Raw genomic sequence first — 14,668 nt, 5'->3', positions numbered from 1 at the left:
ACCTCATGTCCCAGACGTTTTACAAGAAAGGTTTCCTGGCCCTCGCAGTGGCAACTGCGCTGGGTGTTTCTGCGTTTGCTCAAGCTGATGTGAAATTGGGTGTGGCGGGGCCGATGACCGGCGCCAACGCTGCGTTTGGCGAGCAGTACATGAAAGGTGCGCAGGCAGCGGCCGATGTCATCAACAAAGCGGGCGGCATCAACGGTGAGAAGATTGTACTGGTTGCCGGTGACGATGCCTGCGAACCCAAGCAGGCCGTGGCCGTGGCCAACCGCCTGGTTGACCAGGACAAGGTAATCGGTGTGGTTGGGCACTTCTGCTCGTCCAACACCATCCCGGCCTCCGAGGTCTATGACGAAGCCGGCATCATTGCCATGACCCCCGGTTCGACCAACCCGGCCGTGACCGAGCGTGGCCTGAGCGCGATGTTCCGCATGTGCGGTCGTGACGACCAGCAAGGCATCGTGGCTGGCGACTACATCGTCGACGTGCTCAAGGGCAAGAAAGTCGTCGTGCTGCACGACAAGGACACCTACGGCCAAGGCCTGGCGGATGCCACCAAGGCACAACTGGCCAAGCGCGGCGTGAACCCGGTGTTGTACGAAGGCCTGACCCGTGGCGAAAAAGACTTCAGCGCAGTGGTCACCAAGATCCGCTCGGCCGGTGCCGACGTGGTCTACTTCGGCGGCCTGCATCCGGAAGCCGGCCCGCTGGTTCGCCAGTTGCGCGAGCAAGGCCTCAAGGACGTGAAGTTCATGTCCGATGACGGCATCGTCACCGACGAACTGGTCACCACCGCTGGCGGCGCGCAATACGTCGATGGCGTGTACATGACCTTCGGCGCCGACCCACGCCTGCTGCCGGACAGCAAGGCTGTGGTGGACGCGTTCCGTGCCCAGGGCGTCGAGCCTGAAGGCTACACCCTGTACGCCTACGCGTCGGTCCAGGCCCTGGCCGCCGGCTTCAACGGCGCCAAGTCCAACAAGGGCGAAGACGCTGCCAAGTGGCTGAAAGCCAACCCGGTGAAAACCGTCATGGGCGAAAAAACCTGGGATGCCAAGGGCGACCTGAAAGTCTCCGACTACGTGGTCTACCAGTGGGACAAGGAAGGCAAATACCACCAGTTGGAAAAACAGAAGTAAGGGCTGAAGCGACCGTCCAAGCCCCTCTGGAGGCCGGGCATTTCCCGGTTTCCCAGGGGCGCGTGCCGGTCGCGCCTGACATTGCTCCGACGTAAATCTGTATTTTCCTTAGAAGAACCGCGCGCCCTTGGGTGTGCAGGTTCTCACTGCGTGAGATTGCGTTATGGATGGTATTTTCCTGCAGCAACTGATCAATGGCCTGACCCTCGGGTCGGTCTATGGTCTGATCGCCATCGGCTACACAATGGTCTACGGCATCATCGGCATGATCAACTTCGCCCACGGCGAGGTTTACATGATTTCCGCTTACCTCGCGGCAATCAGTCTGGCTCTGCTGGCTTACTTCGGTATTGAATCCTTTCCGCTAATGATCCTCGGCACCCTCGTGTTCACGGTCGTGGTCACCGGGGTATACGGCTGGGTCATCGAACGCGTCGCCTACAAACCCCTGCGCAACTCAACCCGCCTGGCACCGCTGATCAGCGCCATCGGCATCTCGCTGATCCTGCAGAACTACGCACAGATCAGCCAGGGCGCCCGCCAGCAGGGTGTACCAACGCTGCTTGAAGGCGCCATGCGCGTCGACATCGGCAGCGGTTTCGTACAGCTCACCTACACCAAGATCTTCATCCTGGTCGCCGCATTCGCCGGCATGGCGCTGCTGACCTACATCATCAAGTACACCAAGCTCGGCCGCATGTGCCGCGCCACCCAGCAAGACCGCAAGATGGCCTCGATCCTGGGGATCAACACCGACCGGGTGATTTCCTACGTGTTCATCATCGGTGCAGCCATGGCGGCCCTCGCCGGTGTGCTGATCACCATGAACTACGGCACGTTCGACTTCTATGCCGGTTTCATCATTGGCATCAAGGCGTTCACCGCGGCGGTACTCGGCGGCATCGGCTCCCTGCCTGGGGCGATGCTCGGCGGGATCATCCTCGGGATCTCCGAGTCGCTGTTCGCCGGTCTGATCAACTCCGACTACAAAGACGTGTTCAGTTTCTCGCTGCTGGTGCTGATTCTGATTTTCCGTCCCCAAGGCCTGTTGGGTCGCCCACTCGTGGCGAAGGTGTAAGTATGTCTGCTGCCAATAAACCGCTTGATATCAAAAAGAGTGTCATCGACGCGATCCTGGCCGGCTTGATCTCGCTGATCGTGTTCGGGCCGATCGTCGGCGTCGTGCTCGACGGCTACAGTTTCAACCTGCAACCGGCCCGCGTGGGCTGGCTGGTGGCGATCGTGATGGTCGGGCGCTTTGCCCTGAGCCTGTTCCTGCAGACCCCCAAGGGACTGAAGATTCTCCAGGGGTTCGAGAGCACCGGATCCGGCGTGCATGTGCTGCCACCGGACTACAAGTCGCGGCTGCGCTGGATCATCCCGGCGCTCATCGTGATTGCCATCGTGTTTCCGTTCTTCGCCAACAAGTACGTGCTCACGGTGGTCATCCTCGGACTGATCTACGTGCTGCTCGGCCTGGGCTTGAACATCGTGGTCGGCCTGGCCGGGCTGCTCGACCTGGGTTATGTGGCGTTCTATGCCATCGGTGCCTATGGTCTTGCGCTGGGCTACCAATACCTGGGCCTGGGTTTCTGGACCGTATTGCCATTGGCGGCCATCGCAGCGGCGATGGCCGGGTGCATATTGGGCTTCCCGGTGTTGCGAATGCACGGTGACTACCTGGCCATCGTGACCCTGGGCTTCGGCGAGATCATCCGGCTGGTGCTGAACAACTGGCTGTCGTTCACCGGCGGGCCGAATGGCATGCCGGTGCCTTCGCCAACATTCATGGGCCTGGAATTCGGCAGGCGCGCGAAGGACGGCGGGGTGCCGTTCCATGAGTTCTTCGGCCTCGACTACAACCCCAACATCAAATTCCTGTTCATCTACATTGTGCTGTTCATCACCGTGCTGCTGGTGCTCTATATCAAGCATCGCCTTACTCGCATGCCGGTCGGTCGCGCCTGGGAAGCCTTGCGCGAAGATGAGATCGCCTGCCGCTCCATGGGCCTGAACCATGTGCTGGTCAAGCTCTCGGCCTTTACCATCGGCGCGTCCACGGCTGGCCTGGCCGGGGTGTTCTTCGCCAGTTATCAGGGCTTCGTCAACCCGTCTTCGTTCACCTTCTTCGAGTCGGCGTTGATCTTGGCGATCGTGGTGCTGGGCGGCATGGGCTCGACGGTCGGCGTGGTGATTGCCGCGTTTGTGCTCACCGTGGCACCGGAGCTTTTGCGCAGCTTCTCTGAATACCGGGTGCTGCTGTTCGGCGTGTTGATGGTGTTGATGATGATCTGGCGCCCACGCGGCTTGATCCGTATCAGCCGTACCGGTGTGACGCCGCGCAAGGGGGTAGCGCCATGAGCGAAGTCGTACTCAAAGTTGAAAACCTGATGATGCAGTTCGGTGGCATCAAGGCCCTCAGCGATGTCAGCCTGCAGGTCAAGCGCAACTCGATCTTCGCCCTGATCGGCCCCAACGGTGCGGGCAAGACCACGGTGTTCAACTGCCTGACCGGTTTCTACAAGGCCTCGGGCGGCAAGATCGAGCTCAACGTGCGTGGCGAACAGACCAACGTGATCAAGCTGCTGGGCGAAGCGTTTCGCCCGACCGACTTCGTCTCGCCGAGGTCCTTTGCCAGCCGGCTGTACTACAAAATGTTCGGTGGCACCCACCTGGTGAATCGCGCCGGTTTGGCGCGCACCTTCCAGAACATTCGCCTGTTCAAGGAAATGTCGGTGCTGGAGAACTTGCTGGTGGCCCAGCACATGTGGGTCAACCGCAGCCTGGTGGCGGGCATCCTCAATACCAAGGGCTACCGCAAGGCGGAAAGCGATGCCCTCGACCATGCCTTTTATTGGTTGGAGGTGGTGGACCTGGTGGATTGCGCCAACCGCTTGGCCGGGGAGCTTTCCTACGGTCAGCAACGCCGTCTGGAAATCGCCCGGGCGATGTGCACCCGTCCGCAGATCATCTGCCTCGACGAACCAGCGGCTGGCCTCAACCCTCAGGAAACCGAAGCGCTGAGCGCGATGATCCGGCTGCTGCGCGACGAGCATGATCTGACCGTGGTGCTGATCGAACACGACATGGGCATGGTAATGAGCATTTCCGACCACATCGTGGTGCTGGACCACGGCAACGTGATCGCCGAGGGCGGTCCCGAGGCGATTCGCAACGATCCGAAGGTGATCGCGGCTTACCTGGGTGCCGATGAAGAGGAACTGGTATGAGTGGACCTATCCTCGAACTCAAGGAGCTGGACGTGTTCTACGGGCCGATCCAGGCCCTGAAGAAAGTCTCGATGCACATTGGCGAAGGCGAGACCGTAAGCCTGATCGGCTCCAACGGCGCCGGCAAATCCACGCTGTTGATGTCGATCTTCGGCCAGCCGCGGGCGGCGGGCGGGCAGATCATCTACCAGGGCGTGGACATTACCCACAAATCGTCGCACTACATTGCCTCCAACGGCATCGCGCAATCGCCGGAAGGGCGGCGGGTATTCCCGGACATGACGGTCGAGGAAAACCTGCTGATGGGCACCATTCCCATCGGTGACAAATACGCCAACGAAGACATGCAGCGCATGTTCGAATTGTTCCCACGCCTCAAGGAACGACGCAACCAGCGGGCCATGACCATGTCCGGCGGCGAGCAGCAGATGCTCGCCATTGCCCGGGCGTTGATGAGCCGGCCGAAGTTGCTGCTGCTCGATGAGCCAAGCCTGGGGCTGGCGCCGATCGTGGTGAAGCAGATCTTCGCGACCCTGCGTGAACTGGCGTCCACCGGGATGACTATCTTCCTGGTGGAGCAGAACGCCAACCATGCGCTCAAGTTGTCGGATCGGGCCTATGTGATGGTCAACGGCGAAATCCGCCTGACCGGCACCGGCAAGGAACTGCTGGCCAACGAAGAGGTGCGTAACGCGTACCTGGGCGGGCATTGAGGCGGCTTTTGCAATGAAAAAAACCGGCGAGTGATCGCCGGTTTTTTTATCTCTCCAGAACACCATAGTCCCCTGTGGGAGCGAGCCTGCTCGCGAAGGCAGTGGATCAGTCGACATTCATGTATCTGATACGCCGCCTTCGCGAGCAGGCTCGCTCCCACAGTGAAATTTGTAGGTTTCAGGAATTGTGGACAACAATCCTGAGCCGCTGCGAAACCGCGACATAAAGTCGCCGCAAATAGTTGTTTTGTCACGGTTTTGACTTGTCCCCGTTTGCTGTGGAGCTGGCTGTGAATAACGTGGGAGTAGCTGGCTGGAGGCCTTTGAATACGTGGCTTTCAAGGCTGTGATCGTTTTTTGATCAGGTGTTTTTGGTCAAGCGAGAGTAGCTGTTGTCAACAGTTTTATGAGCAGGGAAATGGGATTGAAAGTCTGCGGGCAGGGCTGTGGATAAGTCTGTGATTAAACTCTGGAAAGACCTCGCTGAGTGCCGTCTTTACTGGCTTGGAGCCATCTAGCATTGAGCGCAGGCTTATAGCAGATAACTCGTGCCGCACAACCTTACTTGCCAGGTCAAGCGAAAAAACTTTCCAAAACCGCCGCAAAGCCTTATGCACAGCGGCTTCCAGCATTTGCAGTTGCCCCCGATTACTGTGGACGTGCCTGTGGATAACGTGCGGGCAATCCGCTGCGGCCCTTGCTGGGCAAGGCCTGGCCCTGGTTGATCGTTTTTTGAACAGCAAGGCGCTAAAGCGATTGATCAAGCCTTGCCCCTGGCGGGCCAGGCCGGGCATGCTGTGGGCCGATTTCCATTCAATGGCTGTTTGAAGCCCAAGCAAGGAGAACACGATGTCTGACACCCTGTTTATCACTGGCGCGACGTCCGGTTTTGGTGAGGCCTGTGCCCGTCGTTTTGCCGAGGCGGGTTGGAAGCTGGTGCTGACCGGCCGTCGTGAAGAGCGCCTCGATGCCCTCTGTGCCGAGCTGTCGAAGCAGACCGAAGTCCATGGCCTGGTATTGGATGTGCGGGATCGCAAGGCCATGGAAGAGGCCATCGCCAACCTGCCGCCATCCTTCGCCAAACTGCGCGGGCTGATCAACAATGCGGGCCTGGCCTTGGGCGTCGACCCGGCGCCCAAGTGCGACCTCGACGATTGGGACACCATGGTCGATACCAACGTCAAAGGCCTGATCTACAGCACGCGCCTGCTGCTGCCGCGCCTGATCGCCCATGGCCGTGGGGCCGGGATCGTCAACCTGGGCTCCATTGCCGGCAACTACCCGTATCCGGGCAGCCACGTGTACGGCGCGAGCAAGGCGTTCGTCAAGCAGTTCTCCCTCAACCTGCGCTGCGATTTGCAGGGCACGGGCGTGCGGGTGAGCAACATCGAGCCGGGCCTGTGCGAGAGTGAGTTTTCCCTGGTGCGCTTTGGCGGCGACCAGGAGCGCTACAACGCGACTTACGCGGGCGCGGAGCCGATCCAGCCACAGGACATCGCCGATACGATTTTCTGGGTACTCAACACTGCCGGCGCACATCAACATCAACAGCCTGGAGCTGATGCCGGTGAGCCAGACCTGGGCCGGGTTCGCCATTGAGCGCAACAAGGCCTGACCGCTGACGTACCTGAGCTGGAAATCATGAGCTGTTGTGGCGAGGGAGCTTGCTCCCGCTCGGCTGCGAAGCAGTCGTAAGCTTTTTGGGACCGCCACGCGGCCCAGCGGGAGCAAGCTCCCTCGCCACGGAACGTGTTACGCCAGGTAGTCGGCCAGGCCGCGATAGCAGGTCAGAAGATGATAGGGGGTGGTCGAAGGCATGTCCCGGCGACTGACATTGCCATCGGCGTCGAGGCATTCATTCCAGCCACGGGGATGCAGGAAATGCTGCTGCAACGCTTGCAGCTGTCGCAGCAAGGCGCTGTCGCTCCCCGAACGCAACGTCAATGCCCGCAGGTATTCCGCCTGGGCCCAGATGCGTTGAGTGGCGTCGCGTGGGGTTGTCTGCGGCGCCAGGCCCAGCATCGCACAGACGGCGCCGCAATCCGGATCGACACCTTGTTCTTCAGTAAGGCTGAAGCTGAACTCCAGCGCCGCGTGCAGTTTGCCGCCGCGCAACAAGGGCGATGACGCCAGCAGGAAATACCATTCGAACTGGTGGCCCGGCTCGAACCAGTTATCCACAGCCTTGAGCGGTTTTTCCATCATGACCTTCTGCCCGGGGTCCACGAACTGCCTGGACATGGCGTCACACAGGTTCAGCAAGGCTTGGCGGACATGGGCGTCGTCGCGCACCGAAAGGACCGCAAGGAAGCCTTCAGCCAAGTGCATCAGCGGATTCTGCAGGGGGCCGGATTGGCAGGTCGACCAGTCTCGTCCAAGGCTGGCTTCGTACAGGCCGTCGCCAGTGGCGAAACGTCGGGTGATCACTTCCAGCGCGGCGTTCAACGTCGATTCCACCAACGGCTCGCGAACCTTGCCCCAGTAGTGGGCGCAGGCGAACAGGATGAATGCGTGGGTGTAGAGGTCTTTGCCGGTGTCCAGCGGCGCACCTTGCGGGTCGATGCTGTAGAACCAGCCGCCATGTTCGGCATCGTGGAAATGTCGCTGCAGCGAGCGGAACAGTGCGCTTGCCCGTTCCTCGGCCCGTGGCACTTCGCCAATCAGGCTGGCGAACACATACAACTGCCGCGCACAGGCCATGGCGCGGTAGCGCTGGGGCGGTAGCGGCGCGTGTTCCGCATCGAGGGATTCATAGGGCAACGCCAGTTCGGCATTCCAGCCCGGGCCTTGCCACATTGGCACGATCACGTCGTGAAAATGCTGGCGCACCGTGGTGAACAAGGTGGTCAGTTCAGGCAAAGAGGCGGAGCGGGAAGCATCGGGCATTGGCGGACGTCGTCAGAGCGGGGGCGAATGCGCGACATGGTAGCAGAGTGACCGACTCCAGAGAGATGACGCCTGTAAGTCCGTCATCGCGAGCAAGCTCGCTCCCACAGGGTGGGGCGCACACCGATCAATGTGTGGGAGCGAGCTTGCTCGCGATGAGGGCCGGCTGGGCGCTAGAGAATCAACCCGCCAGCAACCAGACCCCAGTCGCCGCCGAAGCCGCCCCGGCCAACCGCACCAAGGGCGCCGCCGCGCGTGGCAGCAGCCGCACCAGCGCGAAGCCGGCGCCATGCAGCGCCGCTGTCGCTGCGACAAACCCGATGGCGTAGGCCCAAGGACTCGACATGTCCGGCAATTCCAAGCCATGGGCCACGCCGTGGAACAGCGCAAACAGCGCCGTCGCGCCGACCGCCAGGCTCAACGGTGGGCGCACCACCAGCGCCACCGCCAGACCCAAGGCGAGAACGGAGCCGGCGATGCCGCTTTCCAGCGCTGGCAGGTCCAGGCCCTCGAAGCCCAGCAGGCCGCCAAGCAGCATCGTGCCGACGAAGGTGCACGGCAGCGCCCAGCGCGCGGCGCCTTGTTGTTGTGCAGCCCACAAGCCGACCGCGAGCATCGCCAGCAAATGGTCGAGCCCGCCGATAGGGTGGCCGAGGCCGGCAATCAGGCCATTGTCGCCATGACCGGGGTGGGCGAAGGCCAGGGCCGGGGTGAGCAGTAGCGCGAGCGCGCCGAAGAGGCGTTTGAATGTCATGAATGAGCTTCCTTGTTATCCGTTGGAAAAAATCAGGCTGCGGTCAGCAGGCCCTGGCGTTCGATGAAGGCAATGATGTCGTCCAGGCCCTGGCCGGTCTTCTGGTTGCTGAACACGAACGGCTTGCCGTTGCGCATCCGCCGGGTGTCGCTGTCCATCATCTCCAGGGACGCCCCCACCAGCGGTGCCAGGTCGATCTTGTTGATCACCAGCAGGTCGGACTTGCAGATGCCTGGCCCGCCCTTGCGTGGCAGCTTGTCGCCGGCCGAGACGTCGATCACATAGATCGTCAGGTCGGACAGCTCGGGGCTGAAGGTTGCCGACAGGTTGTCGCCACCGGATTCCACCAGGATCAGGTCCAGGCCGGGGAAGCGCCGGTTCAACTGGTCCACCGCTTCCAGGTTGATCGAAGCGTCTTCGCGAATCGCCGTGTGCGGGCAGCCGCCGGTTTCCACGCCGATGATCCGCTCCGGCGCCAAGGCTTCGTTGCGCACCAGGAAGTCGGCGTCTTCACGGGTATAGATGTCGTTGGTCACCACCGCCAGGTTGTAGCGTTCCCGCAGGGCCAGGCACAGGGCCAGGGTCAACGCGGTCTTGCCGGAGCCCACTGGGCCGCCGATACCTACGCGCAAGGGTTGTGTATTCATGTGTGTCTCCTAGGAACGGAACAGGCGGCTGTACTGGCGCTCATGGGCCATGCACGCCAGGGACAGGCCAAACGCGGCGCTGCCGTAATGGTCGGGGTCGATAGTCGAGGCGATGTGCTGGGCTTGTTGCAGCAGCGGCAGCAGTTCGCTGGTCAGGCGCTGGGCGGCTTGCTGGCCCAGGGGCAGGGTTTTCATCAGCACCGCCAGTTGGTTTTCCAGCCAGCTCCACAACCAGGCGGCAAGGGCGTCTTCTGGCGTGATATTCCAGGCGCGGGCCGCCAGTGCCCAGCCCAGGGCCAGGTGTGGTTCGCTGCGCTGCTCGAGAAAATCGCGTGCCGCACTGTCGAGTTCCGGCAGGCCCGCAAGCAATTGCTGCAACGAGTAGCCCATCTGCCGGCTTTCCTGGTACAGCTCGCGGGTTTCCCGGCTGGCACGGTGCTGTTCACAAAGTCCTAGCAGCGCGTCCCAATTGTTCGCCGCGGCTGCGGTGCAATGGGCCAGGAGCAAGGGCGCTTCAAACCGCGCGAGGTTCAGCAGCATCTGGTCACTTATCCAGCGGCGTGCGTCGTCGGGCGTCTTGATCAGGCCGTTATCCACCGCCATTTCCAGCCCTTGGGAATAGCTGTAGCCGCCAATTGGCAATTGTGGGCTGGCCAGGCGCAGCAGCGCCCAGGCCGGGTTCATGTGCGCACGCCAAATTGATGCAGGCGCGGCGCGTAGTTGAAGTCCTCGTCGCCGTGCCGGGAATGATGATGGCCGCCGCCATAGGCGCCGTGTTCCGGCTGGAACGGGGCCTCGATGGATTCAACGGTGGCGCCCAGTTGTTCGAGCATCGCCTTGAGCACGTAATCATCCAACAGGCGCAGCCAGCCATCGCCCACTTGCAGGGCGACATGGCGATTGCCCAAGTGGTAGGCCGCCCGGGTCAGTTCGAATGCGTTGGCGCAGGTGACATGCAGCAACTGCTCGGGGCGGGCGCAGACCCGCACGATGCGCCCATCCTCGGCTTGCAGGTACTCGCCGTCATGCAGCGGCGGTTGGCCTCGCTCGAGAAACAGCCCGACGTCTTCTCCCTCGGCACTGAAACAGCGCAGGCGGCTTTTACTGCGGGCATCGAAGGTCAGGTGCAACTCGGCGTCCCAGCCCGGTTGAATGTCGATTCTGCGGTGAATCACCAGCATTGGAGTGCTTCCAGCCATGAACAATGCTGTGTTTAGAGCAAGGGGCTTGCCAATAGAAGGGGATGTAGGAAATGGCTGGCGTGGCGTTTCCAAGATGGCTTGGCTGGTGAGTCATCATGGTGCGCTTCGTGATGTTGAGCACCATTTTGCGGCGCTCACAAAGAAACTTGTGGGAGCGAGCTTGCTCGCGATTGCGCCGTATCAGTCACCTTCAATGCTGCTGACAAACCGCAATCGCGAGCAAGCTCGCTCCCACATTGGCCGCATCCGGGTTACTCAGTGCTACCCAATCCGCGCCAGTGCTTCAAGCCTATGAAGATGAACCGCAGTTGCTGGGTAATCTTCGCCTGGGGCGTGAGGTGTTCGGGAAGTGCTTCGGCGGGCGGGTCGATGATGTCCGGCAAGGTGGCGAAAACGCTTTTCACGATGAGATCGGCCATCACGTTCAGGCCGGCAAGGTCCAGGTGCTGCAGTTTCGGCATCAGCGCCAGGTCGGCGGCCAGGTCCGAACTGATGTCCTCGCGCAGTCTCGCGATGGCTTGGCGCACTGGCAGCGAACCGCCATATTGCTCGCGGGCCAGGAACAGGAACTGCGAGCGGTTGGCGTGGACCACGTCGAGGAAAATCCGCACGGAGGCATCAATGATGCCGCCCATGACAAATTCGTTGTGGCGTACCAGTCGGATGGTTTCGCGGAACGTCTGGCCGACTTCACAGACGAGCGCCAGGCCCAGTTGGTCCATGTCGTCGAAATGCCGGTAGAAGCCGGTGGGCACGATGCCCGCGGTCTTGGCGACTTCGCGCAGGCTCAGGCTGCCGAAGCCCCTGCCGCACTCCATCAAATGACGGGCTGCATCCATCAGGGCGTTTCGGGTTTGTTGTTTCTGTTCGGCGCGAGGCAGCATTGCAGGACTGACTTCCGAGTCATGGGACCGATGCACTCTAGCAAATAGGCTTTGGCGTCGTCGAACGGTAGGGCGGGGCCGGGCGGGAAACGAGGCGCTTTAAAAGTCAAAAGCCCGATTCGAGGAATCGGGCTTTTTTCTGGGCCACCATGGGCTCAGCTCACTGTGCTGTTACGTTCGATTACACGGTCACCACCGCCTTCGGCCAGGGTTTGACCGGGAGTGCGATCGGAACCGTCAGCGGCCAGGGTTTGACCGGGAGTGCGATCGGAACCGTCAGCGGCCAGGGTTTGACCGGGAGTGCGATCGGAACCGTCAGCGGCCAGGGTTTGACCCGGAGTGCGATCGGAACCGTCAGCGGCCAGGGTTTGACCGGGAGTGCGATCGGAACCGTCAGCGGCCAGGGTTTGACCGGGAGTGCGATCGGAACCGTCAGCGGCCAGGGTTTGACCCGGAGTGCGGTCGGAGCCATCTGCAGCAAAGGTCTGGCCTTGTGGGGTGCGGTCGGAGCCGTCTTCGACCAAGCCTTTTTGCTCCAGGCGGTCACGGCCACCTTCGGCTACGGTTTGGCTGTAGACAGACTGGCTGTCCTTGACCTGTGGCGTGGCTTGTTCGGAAGCTGGCAGGGCAAAAGCGGTCGAAGCCAGCAGTGAAAGGGACAGGCTCATCAGTAATTGGCGTTTCATGATCGTTGCTCCTTGGGAGGGCTAAAAAGTGGGTACGAGGGCAATGCTACTCTCGATAAGTCGATATAAAAGTTCATAAACACAATGGTAATAATCAACGGAATTGATTGTTCTGGGGAAAGGCTCTAGGACGGGGCTTTCAGAGGAGCGTTTTCGCCCCGGAGTGGGTAGTTTGTACTCACTTGTGCCCTGCAAATGTGCGGGGGGCGGTAACAGGTAGCTGTCGAATCGGTCAGGTTCTTGCGCATTTATTAGTGCCGTTCGTCGCCCTTGATGGTAAACCTGTCGGCCGTTTTGCCTGTCCAACAATCATCCGCAACGAGCCGGCCACAGGTTCGTGCTATCCCCGGCGTCGCGGTTCGGACGCCCATTTGCCTCAGGAGCCTTGTGCATGACGCGCACCTCAAAAATCTTCGCCTGGGGCTTTGCCTGCCTCGTCGCCCTGTTGGCCGTGCTGGTGCTGGTCATCGCGTTCTTCGATTGGAATCGCCTCAAGCCCACGCTCAACGCCAAGGTTTCCGAGGAGCTGCATCGTCCGTTCGCGATCAATGGCAACCTGGCCGTGGTTTGGCAGCGCGAACCGCAGGAGGGTGGCTGGCGAGCCTTTGTGCCATGGCCCCATGTGGTGGCGGAGGATTTGAGCCTGGGCAACCCGGAGTGGTCGAAAGCTGCGCAGATGGCCACGCTCAAGCGCGTGGAGTTGCGTATTTCGCCCCTGGCGTTGCTGGCCCGGCGCGTGGCCATCCCGCGTATCGACCTGACAGGGCCCGACGCCAGCCTGCAGCGCCTGGCCGATGGGCGCGCCAATTGGACATTCCAGTTCGATCCAAAGGACCCGGACGCCGAACCGTCCAGCTGGGTGGTGGATATCGGCGCCATCGGCTTCGACAAGGGCCACGTCACCCTCGACGATCAGACACTCAAGACCCGTCTCGAGCTGGTGATCGATCCGTTGGGCAAGCCCATTCCGTTCAGCGATATCGTGGGCGAGAAAGCCGCCAGCAAAGCTCGGGAACAAGGGGCGACGCCACAGGACTATGCCTTCGCCTTCAAGGTCAACGGGCAATACCACGGGCAGAATCTCGGCGGGTCCGGCAAGGTCGGCGGTTTGCTGGCGCTGCAAGATGCGTCGCAGCCGTTCCCATTGCAGGCCCAGGCGAAGATCGGCGACACCCGCGTCGAACTGGCCGGTACCTTGACCGACCCGAAGAATCTCGGCGCCTTGGACTTGCGTTTGAAGCTGGCCGGCAACAGCCTGGCTAATCTTTATCCGCTGACGGGCGTGACCCTGCCGGATTCGCCGCCTTATTCCACGGACGGTCGGTTGATCGCCAAGCTCCATGAGCCAGACGGCGCCCAGTTTCGCTATGAGGGGTTCAACGGCAAGATCGGCGACAGTGACATCCATGGCAACCTGGCTTACGTCGCCAGCCAGCCCCGGCCAAAACTCAGCGGTGCGCTGGTGTCCGACCAATTGTTGTTCAGTGATTTGGCGCCGCTGATCGGCGCGGATTCCAACGCCGAACAAAAAGCCCGCGGCGGCGCCAGCAAACAGCCGTCCGACAAGGTCTTGCCGGTGGAAGAATTTCGCACCGAGCGCTGGAGCGTGATGGACGCCGACGTTGAATTTACCGGCAAGCGTATCGTCCACAGCGAGCAGTTGCCGTTTACCGATCTCTACACGCACCTGGTGCTCAACGATGGCCAGTTGAGCCTCGAGCCCTTGCGCTTTGGTGTGGCCGGCGGCCGGCTGGACGCGCAGATCCGCCTCAATGGCCACACCCAGCCTCTCGAAGGCCAGGCGAAATTGACCGCGCGTGGCTTCAAGCTCAAGCAGCTGTTCCCGGGCTTCGAACCGATGAAGACCAGTTTCGGTGAGCTCAACGGTGACGCGGATATTTCCGGGCGCGGCAATTCGGTGGCGGCGTTGTTGGGCACCTCCAACGGCAGCTTGAAGATGTTGATCAACGACGGCGCGATCAGCCGCGAGCTGATGGAGCTGGCGGGCCTCAACGTCGGCAACTACGTGGTGGGGAAAATCTTTGGCGACAAGGAGGTAAAGATCAACTGCGCGGCGGCTGACTTCGATATCAAGACCGGCCTGGCAACCACGCGCCTGTTCGTGTTCGACACCGAGAACGCGATTATCTATATCGACGGCACGGCGAACATGGCGACCGAGCGGTTGGACTTGACCGTCACCCCAGAATCCAAGGGCTGGCGGCTGATTTCCCTGCGCTCGCCGCTGTACGTGCGGGGCACCTTTGCCAAGCCCGCCGCCGGGGTAAAGGCCGTACCGCTGATGCTGCGCGGTGCCGGGATGGTTGCCCTGGGCGTCATCGCCGCGCCGGCGGCAGGCCTGTTGGCCCTGGTGGCGCCCAGCGGTGGGGAGCCGAACCAGTGCGCGCCGTTGCTTGAGCAGATGAAGGCGGGCAAGGCGCCGGTGACGGTCAAACCTACCCGGTAGCTCAATGTCGCGGTGAGGCGACTGGCCTCATCGCGAGCAAGCTCGCTCCCACAGGGG

13 protein-coding genes and 1 pseudogene are annotated in these 14,668 nt (G+C 61.5%); 7 read left to right on the top strand and 7 right to left on the bottom strand.

The window, feature by feature from the left end:
* The first annotated feature begins 5 nt into the window (after positions 1–5).
* From AB4N42_RS28615 to AB4N42_RS28590, 6 genes and pseudogenes are all read left to right on the top strand, one after another.
* Positions 6–1,142, top strand: a complete 1,137-nt coding sequence (locus tag AB4N42_RS28615; protein ID WP_198797205.1) for an ABC transporter substrate-binding protein — start codon at positions 6–8, stop codon at positions 1,140–1,142.
* Positions 1,143–1,305: 163 nt separating this feature from the next.
* The gene (locus tag AB4N42_RS28610) at positions 1,306–2,220 is read left to right on the top strand and encodes an ABC transporter permease subunit (protein ID WP_030140135.1); all 915 of its coding nucleotides are present in this window, start codon (positions 1,306–1,308) and stop codon (positions 2,218–2,220) included.
* A 2-nt stretch (positions 2,221–2,222) separates the two neighbouring features.
* On the top strand, positions 2,223–3,503 hold the full coding sequence (gene livM / locus AB4N42_RS28605; protein ID WP_030140134.1) for a high-affinity branched-chain amino acid ABC transporter permease LivM: 1,281 nt from the start codon (positions 2,223–2,225) through the stop codon (positions 3,501–3,503).
* A complete protein-coding gene (locus AB4N42_RS28600) occupies positions 3,500–4,372 on the top strand; it encodes an ABC transporter ATP-binding protein (protein ID WP_030140133.1) in 873 nt (290 codons plus the stop codon). Before livM ends, AB4N42_RS28600 begins: the two co-directional genes overlap by 4 nt.
* Positions 4,369–5,085 carry an ABC transporter ATP-binding protein gene (locus tag AB4N42_RS28595; RefSeq protein ID WP_030140132.1) on the top strand — a complete coding sequence of 239 codons (717 nt, stop codon included), beginning with the start codon at positions 4,369–4,371 and terminating at the stop codon, positions 5,083–5,085. Before AB4N42_RS28600 ends, AB4N42_RS28595 begins: the two co-directional genes overlap by 4 nt.
* A gap of 849 nt (positions 5,086–5,934) precedes the next feature.
* Positions 5,935–6,700 (top strand): annotated as a pseudogene (locus tag AB4N42_RS28590) (SDR family oxidoreductase).
* A gap of 137 nt (positions 6,701–6,837) precedes the next feature.
* On the opposite strand, the gene AB4N42_RS28585 reads toward AB4N42_RS28590, so the two are convergent.
* The 7 genes from AB4N42_RS28585 to AB4N42_RS28555 all read right to left on the bottom strand — a co-directional run bounded on the left by AB4N42_RS28585 (position 6,838) and on the right by AB4N42_RS28555 (position 12,144).
* Positions 6,838–7,971, bottom strand: a complete 1,134-nt coding sequence (locus tag AB4N42_RS28585) for an AGE family epimerase/isomerase (RefSeq protein WP_258648791.1) — start codon at positions 7,969–7,971, stop codon at positions 6,838–6,840.
* Positions 7,972–8,152: 181 nt separating this feature from the next.
* Positions 8,153–8,725, bottom strand: a complete 573-nt coding sequence (locus AB4N42_RS28580) for a HupE/UreJ family protein (RefSeq protein WP_198797203.1) — start codon at positions 8,723–8,725, stop codon at positions 8,153–8,155.
* Positions 8,726–8,757: 32 nt separating this feature from the next.
* Positions 8,758–9,372: an urease accessory protein UreG gene (gene ureG, locus AB4N42_RS28575; RefSeq protein ID WP_003197309.1), complete on the bottom strand. Its 615-nt coding sequence runs from the start codon at positions 9,370–9,372 to the stop codon at positions 8,758–8,760.
* A 9-nt stretch (positions 9,373–9,381) separates the two neighbouring features.
* Positions 9,382–10,056 carry an urease accessory protein UreF gene (locus AB4N42_RS28570; RefSeq protein WP_030140128.1) on the bottom strand — a complete coding sequence of 225 codons (675 nt, stop codon included), beginning with the start codon at positions 10,054–10,056 and terminating at the stop codon, positions 9,382–9,384.
* Positions 10,053–10,553: an urease accessory protein UreE gene (gene ureE, locus AB4N42_RS28565; protein WP_030140127.1), complete on the bottom strand. Its 501-nt coding sequence runs from the start codon at positions 10,551–10,553 to the stop codon at positions 10,053–10,055. The genes AB4N42_RS28570 and ureE overlap by 4 nt, the downstream gene beginning before the upstream one ends.
* Positions 10,554–10,825: 272 nt before the next feature.
* Positions 10,826–11,458: a TetR family transcriptional regulator gene (locus AB4N42_RS28560; RefSeq protein ID WP_030140126.1), complete on the bottom strand. Its 633-nt coding sequence runs from the start codon at positions 11,456–11,458 to the stop codon at positions 10,826–10,828.
* Positions 11,459–11,613: 155 nt separating this feature from the next.
* Positions 11,614–12,144: a hypothetical protein gene (locus AB4N42_RS28555; RefSeq protein ID WP_460115677.1), complete on the bottom strand. Its 531-nt coding sequence runs from the start codon at positions 12,142–12,144 to the stop codon at positions 11,614–11,616.
* A 391-nt stretch (positions 12,145–12,535) separates the two neighbouring features.
* Here AB4N42_RS28555 and AB4N42_RS28550 point away from each other — a divergent pair, with 391 nt between their 5' ends.
* Entirely contained in the window at positions 12,536–14,611 is a 2,076-nt protein-coding gene (locus AB4N42_RS28550) for an AsmA family protein (RefSeq protein WP_198797200.1), read from the top strand.
* Positions 14,612–14,668: the final 57 nt, after the last annotated feature.

The organism is Pseudomonas sp. H2_D02, assembly GCF_054677635.1.
The sequence above is the reverse complement of the archived record's forward strand: the minus strand, read 5'-3'. Positions and strand labels throughout refer to the sequence as shown.

Excerpts from the sequence above, each read along its gene's own strand:
- AB4N42_RS28615 (WP_198797205.1), top strand. The coding sequence starts at position 6 with ATGTCCCAGACGTTTTACAAGAAAGGTTTCCTGGCCCTCGCAGTGGCA.
- AB4N42_RS28610 (WP_030140135.1), top strand. The coding sequence starts at position 1,306 with ATGGATGGTATTTTCCTGCAGCAACTGATCAATGGCCTGACCCTCGGG.
- livM (WP_030140134.1), top strand. The coding sequence starts at position 2,223 with ATGTCTGCTGCCAATAAACCGCTTGATATCAAAAAGAGTGTCATCGAC.
- AB4N42_RS28600 (WP_030140133.1), top strand. The coding sequence starts at position 3,500 with ATGAGCGAAGTCGTACTCAAAGTTGAAAACCTGATGATGCAGTTCGGT.
- AB4N42_RS28595 (WP_030140132.1), top strand. The coding sequence starts at position 4,369 with ATGAGTGGACCTATCCTCGAACTCAAGGAGCTGGACGTGTTCTACGGG.
- AB4N42_RS28585 (WP_258648791.1), bottom strand. The coding sequence starts at position 7,971 with ATGCCCGATGCTTCCCGCTCCGCCTCTTTGCCTGAACTGACCACCTTG.
- AB4N42_RS28580 (WP_198797203.1), bottom strand. The coding sequence starts at position 8,725 with ATGACATTCAAACGCCTCTTCGGCGCGCTCGCGCTACTGCTCACCCCG.
- ureG (WP_003197309.1), bottom strand. The coding sequence starts at position 9,372 with ATGAATACACAACCCTTGCGCGTAGGTATCGGCGGCCCAGTGGGCTCC.
- AB4N42_RS28570 (WP_030140128.1), bottom strand. The coding sequence starts at position 10,056 with ATGAACCCGGCCTGGGCGCTGCTGCGCCTGGCCAGCCCACAATTGCCA.
- ureE (WP_030140127.1), bottom strand. The coding sequence starts at position 10,553 with ATGCTGGTGATTCACCGCAGAATCGACATTCAACCGGGCTGGGACGCC.
- AB4N42_RS28560 (WP_030140126.1), bottom strand. The coding sequence starts at position 11,458 with ATGCTGCCTCGCGCCGAACAGAAACAACAAACCCGAAACGCCCTGATG.
- AB4N42_RS28555 (WP_460115677.1), bottom strand. The coding sequence starts at position 12,144 with ATGAAACGCCAATTACTGATGAGCCTGTCCCTTTCACTGCTGGCTTCG.
- AB4N42_RS28550 (WP_198797200.1), top strand. The coding sequence starts at position 12,536 with ATGACGCGCACCTCAAAAATCTTCGCCTGGGGCTTTGCCTGCCTCGTC.